Here is a 12,239-nt window from a genome sequence, read left to right as displayed (position 1 = left end):
TAAACTATGGCTGAGCGTTTCATTCAGACGCCGATCATGCATCGCGTCGTCGAACACAACGGCATTGTCTATGTCGGTGGAACCACCTGTGATGACGAAAGCCTGGATATGGCTGGTCAGACCCGCGAAATCCTCGCCAAGCTCGACAGCTATCTGGCACAGGCAGGCACGGACAAGACCAAGCTTCTGGCAGCCACCATCTTCGTAACAGACCTCAATAAGAAGCCTGAAATGGATAAGGTCTGGAAGGAATGGATCGATCCTTCGCTGCTGCCAACCCGTGCAACCGTTGGCGTTGCCGATCTGGGCGGCGACACGCTGATTGAAATCGTGGTTTCCGCTTACAAATAATCGACCTTAAAAGCCTCGTTGGCTTTTAAAAAAGAAGCCGTCGACTGGATGACAGTCGGCGGTTTTTCTCCATCCAAGAGCTATAGCCTTTGGCAGCTATTGTTATAGACGAGCATTAGTACGTTAAATGTCATAGTTTATATTCTTATTATTCGTTGTATATTTAAATAATTATTTATCTATTCGTTTCTTTGAAAGCCTGTAATCCCGATTAATATCTTTAAGTAAATTTTTATCTTAAGTATTCCTAAAATATATCTACATGTTATTTTACAAACAACACCTAATATTCTGTGTGGCTTTTCCGATATTCGCAGATATCGCATTATCAGCGAAGCTGACGACTAAGTTTTCGAAGGGTATTTGAACATCCCAACCCTTTTTAGCCGCAAAGGACATGGCAATCACCTTGACGACCCGCGATGTTAACGGGGCCAAAGAACCCGTTCGTTCCAATTTCTATTTCCGTTCACGGATGAGCACTTCTGCTGCGCATTCCAACTTACTTCGGATGAATTGCCAATCAAAACAGAAGGTCTGCATGTGGTATTAATCTGATCCGCTTAATCGACGAGCTTTTCGCCCGCTACAGTCCGACAACTATGGGGTACAAAGCTGTCAGCCGGAATGTGATTTGCGGCGGACCCGCAACCGATTGCAGCAATACCCTTAAACTACGGCGAGCGCGAAGCGACGTCCGCTTCTCAAATAGGCTGCTGAAGAGCAAACTATCCGCTTTACACCCCCTTCGCGGTCGCTAGTAATATTAAAAGAGAAACGACCGCTTTCAGCAAACTTTTCGACAGCTCGAACGTCCGACATAAAGCGCAAGGCCGACATTCAGCGATCAGCATAACATATGGCAAAACCCCACTTTTACCATATGTTGATTGCATGGACTACTGGATATCAGCTTTGCGGCTTCTTGCGATCGTTCGACTGGCATTTGCGGCGTCCCGAAAGCTGATATTGTCTATGGAATGACAGAGCGCCAGTCGATTGTTTCGGCGTAAAGGTCTGAATTCCGCCAGATCCGCCTAAATTTCTAATTCCGCCCTATTTAATAGCGCCAACGCCGCCGTCTTTTGCGATGATTAAATTTCGAAGATACGCATGCACTCTAAATCGCAGCAGAGACCACAATCTCGATACGCATATCGGGGTCGGCCATGAATACTTGCCCGCAGCATCGCGTCGGCGGGTTGGCTGTATCTATCCAACTGTCCCAAACCTGATTCATCGCCGCGAAATCCGACATGTCTCTCAACCAAATCTGTGCGGTAAGTAGGCGAGATTTGTCGGTACCGGCACGTGCCAAAAGATCGTCAATCTTGGCGAGTGTTTCCATCGTTTGCTGGGTAATCTCCCCAGCAGAATCGGAAAATTGGCCCGATAGGAAACACATGCCATTGTATTTCACGAGACGGCTGCGGCGGTGATTCACATCAAGTCGTTCAATCTGCATTTGATTGCCTCCCGGATTGAAGATTGGAAAAATTCCGCTCTCATGGTGTTTATGAAGCGGGCACAGGTAGTATCGCGTCGCCAAGGCAGTCGCGCAGTTCATCGATGATCTTGGGGAGCCAGTCTTCCGTCATCATCTCAAGCGGTGCTGTGAATGAAATCGCAGCATTCAGCTCATAGGGATTTGTGGCGCGTACCGGCAAACCGAGCCCGCCTTCCCCGGGCAGATAATATGCCATGTTGACAGCGAAACTCCGCCGTCGCGCGTCCTCAATTTGAGATATGACAACAGCCTTATCGACATATTGAACCGAAGGATGACTAAGATAGCGTGCTGCATTTGCCTCAAGTAGTGCGAGACAGTCGGCTTCAGGCATGATGGACATAAGGGCAATGCTTCCGGCTGCGACACCCATCGGCACGCGCCCGCCAACCCCCATCGTAAACTGGCGATCTGGAAATCGCGAAACCATCTCGGCGCAAACGGCGTCAACGCCTGCCTGTACCATCATATAAACGGTGTGTCCGCTTCGTCGCGCAAACTCGGTCATTCCAGGTCGGAATTTCGAAATCAGGGGTTCGAGACGGGCCTGCCCCCTCGCAAGCATTGGGATAGCAGGCCCAAGCCGGTAAAAGCCATGCTTGCCAGCCGGTTCGGCGAAGCCCTTTTGAAGAAGCGACGCGAGGCTACGATGCACGGCAGGTTTAGCTTCGCCAATGCGTTCGGCAATATCGGCAAGAGCCAAGCCATCAGCGCCTGCTTCCCCCAGAACTATTAGAATATCAAGTGCGCGTACTGCATTGCTTGATGCGTTCGTAGTCACGTCTAACTCCAAAATTCTAATTATTAGAATATTTCCTAAAATTTATTCCAATAAAAGGAATAGGTTGACTTCTGTCACATTTTTCGCTGTCATTCAACCACGGCGTTAAGTCTTTGAACGAGGGAGGAGCGTTCAAAGATTGCTGTCTTTACACCTGATTTCAGGTTGCTGACGCACGTCCCTGTCATGCTCCCCCACATCTGTTTGAAGCGAGGACAACAGCATGGTGTCGTTCCTGATCAAACGAATGGGCTTCGCGCTCTTCACGCTGTTCAGCGTGTTGACGTTGGTCTTCGTAATAGTTCGTGTTCTGCCGGGCGATCCAGCTCTTGTGATCCTTGGCGATCAAGCTAGCCCCGCAAGTATCGCTGCACTGCATCACAAGCTTGGTCTGGATCAGCCGATCATTGTCCAGTACGGGAGCTTCATGCTGGGTGTACTCCAGGGCAATCTTGGGACATCCATGATAACCGGCCGCTCGATTACAACCGAGATCATGAACGTACTGCCCTATACGATGGAGTTGACAATCGCGTCGCTCATACTGGGGGTGCTGTTGGGTGTTCCCGCAGGTGTTTGGGCAGCAGTGAAACGAAATAAGCCGGCTGATCTGTTGCTGCGCCTTGTTTCCCTGTTGGGTCTTTCCCTTCCAGCGTTTGTTGCAGCGATCATTTTGCTCATGATTTTTGCAATCCAGTTGCGCTGGTTTCCAGTGATTAGTTCAGGTGGCGGCAATGGATTGCTGGACCGCTTGAGGCAAATGGCACTGCCAACCATTTCGCTGGCACTGATCATGATGGCGTATATTACACGTGTCACCCGTTCGGCCATGCTCGAAGTTTTGAACCAGGACTTCGTGCGCACGGCGAAGGCAAAAGGCGCTTCACATCACGCCGTTGTTTGGCGTCATGCGCTCGGTAACTGCACGATCCCAATTACGACGGTTGTGGGGCTCTATCTCGGTATTCTGATCGGTAATTCCGTTCTGACCGAAATCGTCTTCTCTCGCCCAGGTCTTGGTAAGCTAATTCTCAACGCCTTGACCCAGCGTGACTATACCCTGCTGCAGGGGATGATCGTCATTTATACGCTTATGGTTGTTGCGGTGAACATGCTGACCGACCTGACCTATGGTTTCCTCGATCCGAGGGTTCAGTACAAATGACATCCATCACCACCAATTCATCTGCCGCGCCGCGCGTGCAGTCTCGATGGGAATTTCTACGTCGATTGAATTTCTCTACCTGGCTGGGTGTAGCGATTGTTCTGACGCTCATTCTGTGCGCGGCCTTTGCTCCAATCTTGGCGCCATATGATCCGAATGAACAGAACATCATCGTTTACCTGTCGCCGCCAAGTACAGAAAATCTGCTGGGCACGGACCAGTTCGGTCGTGATGTTCTTTCGCGATTACTCTATGGAGCCCGGTATTCGCTAAGCATTGGATTTCTGGCCATTCTGATCGCGCTGATAATTGGCTCGTTTCTGGGCATGATTGCTGGTTATGTGGGTCGCAAGACCGACATCATTGTGATGCAGATCATGGATGTCGTACTGGCATTTCCATCATTGATTCTTGGTTTGGCACTCGTCGCCCTTATGGGGGCCACGCTGACGAATATTGTCATTGCTATCGCATTCACCGCTATACCGGCCTTTGCGCGAATTGCCCGCGCAGGTGTTCTGACACAGCGCGACCGCGAATATGTTCAGGCCTGTCACGCGATGGGCTTTTCCCATACGCGCATTCTGTTCGGCCATATTCTGCCTGCCATTCTGCCGGAGATCTTGGTCATGGCATCACTTTGGATGGCCACTGCAGTTCGCACCGAGGCGTCGCTCGCATTCATTGGGTTAGGGCTGGCCCCGCCGACGCCGACTTGGGGTGGCATGGTTCGCGAAGGCTTCGACAATATTCTGAGCTCCTTCCATCTGGCTCTTTATCCGAGCCTTGCAATTCTGGTGCTCGTTCTTGCTCTCAACCTGATCGGCGATGGTCTGCGTGACGCAATCGATCCACGACTGAAGGATGCCAGCTAATGACTGTCCAGCCTGCGATCATTGTTCGTGATCTCAAGATTTCATTCGCCAGAAAGCCGGTTGTCCATGGGATCAGTTTCCAGATCGAGCCAGGCAAGACACTGGCTCTGGTGGGAGAGTCCGGCTCTGGCAAGAGCGTTACTTCTCTGGCGATCATGCGTCTTCTGCCTGATCGCATCGCCAACGCTGAGGGCGCTGTAATGCTTGGCCAACAAGACTTGCTAAAACTGCCTGAAGCGCACATGCGAGGCGTGCGAGGCGGCAAGGTCAGCATGATCTTTCAGGAACCGATGACCTCTCTTAACCCGGTACAGACTGTTGGATCACAGCTTGCCGAAGTTCTGAGAATTCACAAGAAGCTCAAGGGGAAAAAACTGCAGGAAGCGGTTCTGGAGCTCTTGCGCAAGGTGCGCATTCCCGACCCGGAGCAGCGCGTTAATCAGTATCCACATACCTTTTCGGGTGGAATGCGACAGCGTGTGATGATTGCGATGGCACTGGCATGCGATCCTGATCTCATCATTGCTGATGAGCCTACAACCGCGCTTGATGTGACTGTGCAGGCTCAGACGCTTCAACTGTTGAAGGAGTTGCAGCAGGAAACTGGAACGGCGGTTCTATTTATAACGCATGACATGGGCGTTGTTGCCGAAGTTGCTGATGACGTTCTGGTCATGCGCCATGGGCGCGTCATTGAGCACGGCTCGGTGATGGAAATTTTCAGCAATCCTAAAGATGCATATACGCGCAGCCTTATCGAAGCGGCCCCAAGTTTGGTCGGCAAGTTGCAGGCCAAAACGATTCCGGCCCGACCTGTCGATAGTCCCTTGATGGCGAATGCCGCAGCGCCGGTTCTCGAAGTGAGCGACCTTTCGGTAAGATTTCCGGTCCACGGTGGCCTATTGGGCCGTGCCACGGGCGCAGTGCATGCGGTCGAAGATGTGTCGTTCAGCATTAGCAAAGGCGAGACACTTGGACTGGTTGGCGAGTCCGGTTCAGGAAAATCCACCATTGGTAAGGCGATTATCAATCTTGCACCCGTGCACAACGGCAAGATCGCCGTTGGTGGGGAGACGATTGACTATCTGGATCGCAAAAGCCTGTCGTCATTGAAACGGCAAGTACAGATGATCTTCCAAGATCCCTTTGGTTCTCTTGATGCACGTCAGACCATTGGCTCGGCAATCATGGAACCAATGAAAGTTCATGGTTTGGAGACTGGTGTAGCCGCACAACAGAAGATGGAATGGCTGATGGAGCGTGTTGGCTTGGATCCCAATCGCGCATCCAGTCTGCCGCATGAATTTTCTGGCGGACAGCGCCAGCGTATCTGTATTGCGCGTGCTCTCGCAATGGCTCCACGGCTGATCATCGCAGATGAAGCGGTGTCGGCGCTTGATGTCGCCATCAAGGGTCAAATTATTGATCTGATGATTGATCTTCAGAGGGAATTTGACATTTCATATCTGTTCATCAGCCACGATATGTCCGCAGTCGAGCGCATCTGCAACCGTGTTGCGGTGATGTATTTCGGTGAAATCGTGGAAATCGGACCACGTGATGACGTGATCGGACGACCGGGGCACGAATATACGCAACGGTTACTTTCGGCGATCCCGATAACACATCCCGATCAGCGGGGAACAAGGCGGCGAGCTGCCGATGCCGGTCCACCCAGAAGTCCGCTCAAACCCGTCGGTTATAGCGCACCAGCGGCACGCTGGAGCATGGCTGCGGACGGTCATTTCATTCGTATGGCGAGCTAGATTGGAGTCCTTCGAAAATGCATGCCCTAACTCAACTTGCTGAATTTGTGTCTGGCCACCCCAAAGGCGCGTTGCCGTCGGAAACGCGCGAAGCCATCTCGCTGCTAATGCTCGATTTGATGGGCGCAACCGCAGCAGGCCTTCATTCACGCCTGGCTGCTTCGGCGAGGCAAGCAGCATCCGATGTCTACGGTTCAGGCGTAGCTCAGGTCTGGCTCACGGATTTGAAGCTGAGCGTTGTGGGCGCTGCCATGGCCAATAGTGCGGCGGCCAGTGCGCTCGATATTGATGATGGCCATCGTGGAGCGGCAGGCCATGCGGGGGCTGGCGTCATTCCTGCAGCACTTGCTGTCGGCCAATCCATCGATGCATCGGATGCAGAGATGCTGGATGCCATTGCACTGGGCTATGACGTCGCTCTGCGTGTTGCCACATCACGCCCCACCAACACCATCGAGACTTATGCCAGTGGCAGGTGGGTCAGCTATGGTGCGGCTGCAGCTGCCGGACGCTTGCTCGGGCTCGACGCCACAGAAATGGCACATGCGCTGGCGATTGCAGGCTCTGAAGGCCCTATCGTTTTCCCGACTGGCTCCTCCAAGTTTCAGGGCAGCACGGTAAAAGAAGGAATCCCACCTGCTGTCGTTGCCGGTATCACTGGGGCTTATCGCGCAAGGGCGGGAGCAACCGGACCGGTAGACTTGCTCAACAATGAAGATCGCTATGATCCCAAAATCTTGCTGGGGCAGCTTGGCGAGGTGTGGGAGCTGCAGAAGTGTTATCTCAAGCCTTATGCATGCTGTCGATATATGCATGCTGCCATCGATGCTATCCTGAAAATGCGTCAGGATGGGCGTCACATTCACAGGCTCCGCATCGAAACCTTCCCGCAGGGACTTCGTCTCGCCAATGAGCGCACCCCAAGCACGTTAGAGGGCGGCCAGTATAGTTTCTATTTCAGCTGCGCGCTTGCGGCGCTGCGTGGGCAGGAGGCGCTTCAGCCCGTCGATCCCGACAGTCTAAAAGACATAGAGGTCCTCGGTCTTGCGAACCGGATCGAACTTGAAACGTCGATCGATTTCGCCACGGCGTTTCCAGTTCGCACGCCAGCGCGTGTGCTGATCGATCAAGGTGACGGTGAAAAAGAGCTGGTTATCGACCACCCGCTTGGCGATGTGGCGAACCCGATGAGCTGGGACCAGGTCGCTCACAAGTTCAAGAATATCGGGCGTGTCAGTCTGAGTACCCAAAGTCAGGACAGCATTATTTCCGCGATCAGCCAACTGAACGAAGCAGGCTTCACCCCACTGCTCAGTGCGCTCAGCAAATCTCAAGACAATAATCTGCAATAAGAAGGGAACAGGCATGAAACTGAAAAGCATCATGGGACCACCGGCACTTGCCGCTCTTATGGCCTTTACGGCACTTGGTACGCTCTCAGCTTCCGCAACACAGACCGAATTGCGGCTCGGTGCGGCAGCTGCTGATATTGGCAATCTCGATCCACATTTTGCCGCCAGTACCTCTGACCGTACCCTTGTCGCATGGATATTCGGAGGGCTGGTCAGATTTGCGCCCGGCTCTACTGATCCGGCAACGATTGAAGGAGATCTTGCGGAGAGTTGGGAAGCAACAGACAATAATCTGGTCTGGACCTTCAAGCTGCGGCCCGGTGTGCAATGGCAACATGGCTATGGTGAAGTGACGGCCGACGACGTCGTTTTCAGTCTGCAAAAGGCGGCCGATCCGAAGCGCTCTGCATTCGCAACGGACTATAAGGCCGTCAAGAGCGTCGAGGCTGTAGACCCGCACACTGTGCGCATAACGCTTGCAAATCAAGTCCCGAGCTTGCTCGGTCTGGTGACCAACTATTCGGGTGGCTTTATCATCAGCAAGAAGGCGTACGAAGAGCGTGGAGAGGGTTTTACCCGCAATCCTGTCGGCTTTGGGCCTTTCCAGTTTGAATCAATCGAACCCGGCGTTGCGGTTCATTTTACCGCTCATGAAAAATACTTCCGCGGCAAGCCGAAGATCGAAAAGGTCACGTATCGTTTCCTTAATGCAGCGGCAGGCCGTGATCTTGCCTTTACCGCAGGTGAAATCGATGTATCCGCCGGCAATGCCGATCGACGCTGGTTGCAGCGGATGAAGGAAACGCCCGGCGCCAAGGTCGACATCTTCGATCCTGCCGAACTGACAGTGGTGCATATCAACCGCAATCAGAAACCTTTTGACGATATCAAGGTACGGCAGGCCGTTGCTTACGCGATCAATCCTGAACAGATCGCACAGTTTCGTGGGCCTGAATTCACGCGTGTTGCAAAGTCAGTCATTCCTTCAAACAATCTCGGGCTCAATCCCGATCCGGGCCTCATCCAGCCAGATGTGGAGAAGGCCAAAGCACTGCTAGCAGAAGCGGGGTATCCCAACGGTCTCACCGTCAAGATGATTTCAAGCCAGATGCCTAGTTATGCGACGACGGACCAGCTTTTGCAGGCGCAGCTTGCCAAGGCTGGCATCAAGCTTGAGCTCGAACCGGTTGAGCACGCGACCTGGCATCAGATGATCCGCAAGGACTTAAGCCCGCTTGTTGATTACGGCGCGGCACGCTTCCCGGTTGCGGATACGTTTTTGACGCAGTTCTATCATTCGAGCAGCGCGATTGGGGCTCCGGGGCAAGTAACGAACTTCAGCCATTGCTCAGTCGCCGACAAGCAGATCGAGGCCGCTCGCACCGAGATTGATCCCAAAAAGCAGATGGAACTCTGGCAGGAAGCACAAAAGCTGATTGTCGCTGATGTTTGTGCTGTGCCGGTGACAGAAACGGCCCAGGTCTGGATCAGAAACGAGAAGCTTGACTGGGGCTTCGAGCTCAAGGGTTCGATGTCGCTGGGCCCGCTACTCACTGAACAAGCTCACTTCAAGGAATGATAAGAGCAATCGGGATGGTGCGATGCACTATCCCGAAATCTTTCAGGCACCAATATGACAAAGCTAACCTATCCTCGTTATTCCAATCTGTGCGGTTGGAATGCCATGCTCCCGCCGCGCCAGCAGCGCGCTGCACTTAATCAAGACATTGCGGTCGATTACGCAATCGTCGGAGCCGGGTTTACCGGTTTCGCTATCGCACGTCGATTGCGTGAACTGGACCCGGACGCCAGTATCGCAGTGATTGAAGCGACGACGGTGGGGGAAGGTTCTTCCGCCCGAAACTCAGGTTTCACAGGGTCCGACGTGTTGCCGCGCAATGCCTCGATAGAAATGGCTGAAAAGGCACGTCTTCAATCGGGCTTCTTCACCGAAGCTTTTGAATGGTTGATGAGGATCATCCGTGAAAATAATATTGATTGTGACATGCGGCAGGTGGGATCGATCCGCGGTGCAGCAACAGAACTCGGCGAAGCCTCTTTACGCAAAGTCGCCGAAGTCGCTCGCGTCAATAATATTGCCCATACTCTCCTGTCGCGCGAGGACATTCATCGTCGTATCGGGAGCGCGTATTATCGCTTCGGCATCCACATGCAGGATACTTGGTTGCTACAACCCGCGGCCCTGATCCGTGGTCTTGCCGATGCACTACCAAACGACATTGCGGTCTATGAAAACACACCGGTTACAACGTTGACCAAGCGCGACGGCTGGGTTTTGGAGACGCCAGGTGGCGTTGTAAAATGTAAGAACCTGGCGCTGGCGACCAACGCATTCATACGAAAGTTCGGCTATCTGAAATCACGCATGGCGACCATTTATACTTATGCTGCGGTGACTGAAGAAATTGCCGATAGCCGGGCTGATGAACTAGGCGAGTCCGAGGCATGGGGATTGTTGCCCTCGCATCGGCTTGGCACGACGTTGCGTCGCATTGATCGTAACCGGATTATGGTGCGCAGTCTTTATGCGCATGAGGCCGAACTCGGTGAGCGCGAAGCTGTAAGCAAGCTCAGAGATCGTTTTGAACGCCGATGGCCTAATCTCAAAGATGTGCAGTTCGAATATTTGTGGGCTGGTACGACTGCATTCACAATGAATGGCGCGCCGTGGTGGGGCCGTGTTGAGGACGGGCTCTATGCCTCGGGGGGCTGCAATGGCAGCGGCATCGCCAAAGGTACAATGCTTGGGCGGCATCTCGCAGAACTCATGCTCGGGCGAGGCGATTTTAGAAACATATCTGCTATTATGGGTACAGCCAGCTGGATTGCGCCAGAGCCTTTCCGATCCATCGGTTTCAATCTGATCTCAACGCTTGAGAGTCGCAAGGCAGGTCTTGAAATGTGAAGCCAAAACAGGTTGACGGCGCTGACCGCCCTTGAACGCGTCCAATTGAATCAAACCGCGCGTTCATAGTTCCATTCAGGTCGTAAGAGCCCGGGACAGGTGGCCAGGTCATACCCCTTTAAGGTCAGATGCCATTTTGCAGTTGGTGAGCAGTGGCCGCGAAGAATCCTGGCTGGCAACCAGGCGGTTGTGCCGACAGTTAATGATATCCACTTCACTACATTTTTTTGGCTGAACCAGACTGTCTGCGGTCCATATGCTATCGTTTCAAGTGGCAGATATGATAAAAAACAAAAAAAGCGAGCTAATTAGGTTTTGGAGCATCTTCTGAGCTAGTTCGGCTTAAATTTTCGCCAATCATGTTCGAAACACTATCTGCCGCATCGCGTATAGGATCTGGCGCCAAATGTGCGTATCGTTGAGTTGTTTGAGATTGACTGTGCCCTAACAATTTCCCAACCAGATATAAGCTTTGTCCCGACGACACAGCCATACTTGCAAAATTATGACGAAGATCATGGATACGCAGATCACGTAGATCCGCCTCGAACGAATAACATGCCATATCTTTTGGACACTGAGCGGTCGAACCCCTCCTATGGATGACGGAAAAACCAACGGTGAGCCGGCGACTTCTGGGAGTGATTTTATCAATGATAGTGCACTGTCACCTAAGTGCACTACTTTTTGGCCAGTTTTGCTATCTGGTAATTTCGCTATTCGGTGTTCGAAATCAATCCACGACCATTGCAGAGTCAGCGTCTCGCTCCTTCTACATCCTGTCATCGAGAGAAACCTTATCGCGGCAACTGCAAATATGCTTACCCCCTTCCTTTCCGCCGAATCGAGAGCTTTTCCCAGTCGATCCAATTCCTCTGGAGTGAGATACCTATCATGGGTCTTTAGCTTAAACTGCTTCGTGCCCAACGCTGGATTATCAGTACGATATCCATTCTCAACGGCGAACGATAACATCGACGACAATAGGCCTAACGTCCGATTGGCAGCGCCTTTTCCTCCGGTAACTCGGGCTAGCCCTCGGACTTTTGTTTTGATCCTAGCCGCGGTTTTGCCGGTAGCGACGTCGTTAATAAACTTTTGAATATCCGCTCGGCGAACATCTTTTACTTTAGTTCGCCCGATTAAAGGAGCGATATGCCGAGCCATCAGCCCCTTTTCATTTGCAACAGTCAGCGACTTTTTATGTGCGCAAGCGATTTCCCAATAGATCTGACCGAGCTCCTCGATAGTGATGTCATTACGACGCGAGCGTTTCGCTTCGTACGGATCGATCCCTTTAACAATTTCACCAAGGAGACGCTTTGCTTCGTCGCGAGCTGCGTCTGCAGACCATGGCGCGCCAAACGCTCCGATCGTAAATCGCTTTAAGCTTCCGTTCAGCCGGGATTGGAGAACAAATATCTTTTTGCCAGCTGGTGTAACTTTGACGCCAAATCCTTTGATTCATCATCCCAATGAAGAACATCCTTGTTGATTGGTTCAATTCCGTCCACGT

The 12,239-nt window shown here is 52.4% G+C and carries 9 protein-coding genes and 1 pseudogene; 7 read left to right on the top strand and 3 right to left on the bottom strand.

Annotated features, from left to right (window positions below):
• Nucleotides 1-6 precede the first annotated feature (6 nt).
• Entirely contained in the window at nt 7-351 is a 345-nt protein-coding gene (locus tag QBD01_RS10355) for a RidA family protein (protein ID WP_061345658.1), read from the top strand.
• A gap of 1,120 nt (nt 352-1,471) precedes the next feature.
• Here QBD01_RS10355 and QBD01_RS10350 read toward each other — a convergent pair.
• Nucleotides 1,472-1,816, bottom strand: coding sequence for a RidA family protein (locus QBD01_RS10350; protein WP_280992714.1), 345 nt, complete (start codon nt 1,814-1,816; stop codon nt 1,472-1,474).
• Between the two features lie 49 nt (nt 1,817-1,865).
• Nucleotides 1,866-2,639 (bottom strand): helix-turn-helix domain-containing protein, encoded by a 774-nt coding sequence (locus tag QBD01_RS10345; RefSeq protein ID WP_280992713.1) that lies wholly within the window; start codon nt 2,637-2,639, stop codon nt 1,866-1,868.
• 223 nt (nt 2,640-2,862) lie between these two features.
• Between QBD01_RS10345 and QBD01_RS10340 the strand changes: the two genes are divergently transcribed.
• Genes QBD01_RS10340 through QBD01_RS10315 form a run of 6 tightly spaced genes read left to right on the top strand, consistent with a single transcriptional unit; the run spans nt 2,863 to nt 10,723 of the window.
• The gene (locus QBD01_RS10340; RefSeq protein WP_280992712.1) at nt 2,863-3,804 is read left to right on the top strand and encodes an ABC transporter permease; all 942 of its coding nucleotides are present in this window, start codon (nt 2,863-2,865) and stop codon (nt 3,802-3,804) included.
• A complete protein-coding gene (locus tag QBD01_RS10335) occupies nt 3,801-4,679 on the top strand; it encodes an ABC transporter permease (RefSeq protein WP_280992711.1) in 879 nt (292 codons plus the stop codon). Before QBD01_RS10340 ends, QBD01_RS10335 begins: the two co-directional genes overlap by 4 nt.
• Entirely contained in the window at nt 4,679-6,445 is a 1,767-nt protein-coding gene (locus QBD01_RS10330; protein WP_280992710.1) for an ABC transporter ATP-binding protein, read from the top strand. Before QBD01_RS10335 ends, QBD01_RS10330 begins: the two co-directional genes overlap by 1 nt.
• A 17-nt stretch (nt 6,446-6,462) precedes the next feature.
• Nucleotides 6,463-7,797, top strand: a complete 1,335-nt coding sequence (locus QBD01_RS10325; protein WP_280992709.1) for an MmgE/PrpD family protein — start codon at nt 6,463-6,465, stop codon at nt 7,795-7,797.
• 13 nt (nt 7,798-7,810) lie between these two features.
• Nucleotides 7,811-9,376, top strand: a complete 1,566-nt coding sequence (locus QBD01_RS10320; protein WP_012092305.1) for an ABC transporter substrate-binding protein — start codon at nt 7,811-7,813, stop codon at nt 9,374-9,376.
• A 54-nt stretch (nt 9,377-9,430) separates the two neighbouring features.
• A complete protein-coding gene (locus QBD01_RS10315; RefSeq protein ID WP_280992708.1) occupies nt 9,431-10,723 on the top strand; it encodes an FAD-dependent oxidoreductase in 1,293 nt (430 codons plus the stop codon).
• Nucleotides 10,724-11,027: 304 nt separating this feature from the next.
• On the opposite strand, the pseudogene QBD01_RS25445 reads toward QBD01_RS10315, so the two are convergent.
• A pseudogene (locus QBD01_RS25445) lies at nt 11,028-12,187 on the bottom strand (tyrosine-type recombinase/integrase).
• Nucleotides 12,188-12,239: the final 52 nt, after the last annotated feature.

The organism is Ochrobactrum sp. 19YEA23 (assembly GCF_029909865.1).
Taxonomy (GTDB): Bacteria; Pseudomonadota; Alphaproteobacteria; order Rhizobiales; family Rhizobiaceae; genus Brucella; species Brucella gambitense.
Note: the sequence above shows the minus strand (reverse complement) of the source record. Positions and strands in the feature narration are given on the sequence as shown.

Excerpts from the sequence above, each read along its gene's own strand:
- QBD01_RS10355 (WP_061345658.1), top strand. The coding sequence starts at position 7 with ATGGCTGAGCGTTTCATTCAGACGCCGATCATGCATCGCGTCGTCGAA.
- QBD01_RS10350 (WP_280992714.1), bottom strand. The coding sequence starts at position 1,816 with ATGCAGATTGAACGACTTGATGTGAATCACCGCCGCAGCCGTCTCGTG.
- QBD01_RS10340 (WP_280992712.1), top strand. The coding sequence starts at position 2,863 with ATGGTGTCGTTCCTGATCAAACGAATGGGCTTCGCGCTCTTCACGCTG.
- QBD01_RS10335 (WP_280992711.1), top strand. The coding sequence starts at position 3,801 with ATGACATCCATCACCACCAATTCATCTGCCGCGCCGCGCGTGCAGTCT.
- QBD01_RS10330 (WP_280992710.1), top strand. The coding sequence starts at position 4,679 with ATGACTGTCCAGCCTGCGATCATTGTTCGTGATCTCAAGATTTCATTC.
- QBD01_RS10325 (WP_280992709.1), top strand. The coding sequence starts at position 6,463 with ATGCATGCCCTAACTCAACTTGCTGAATTTGTGTCTGGCCACCCCAAA.
- QBD01_RS10320 (WP_012092305.1), top strand. The coding sequence starts at position 7,811 with ATGAAACTGAAAAGCATCATGGGACCACCGGCACTTGCCGCTCTTATG.
- QBD01_RS10315 (WP_280992708.1), top strand. The coding sequence starts at position 9,431 with ATGACAAAGCTAACCTATCCTCGTTATTCCAATCTGTGCGGTTGGAAT.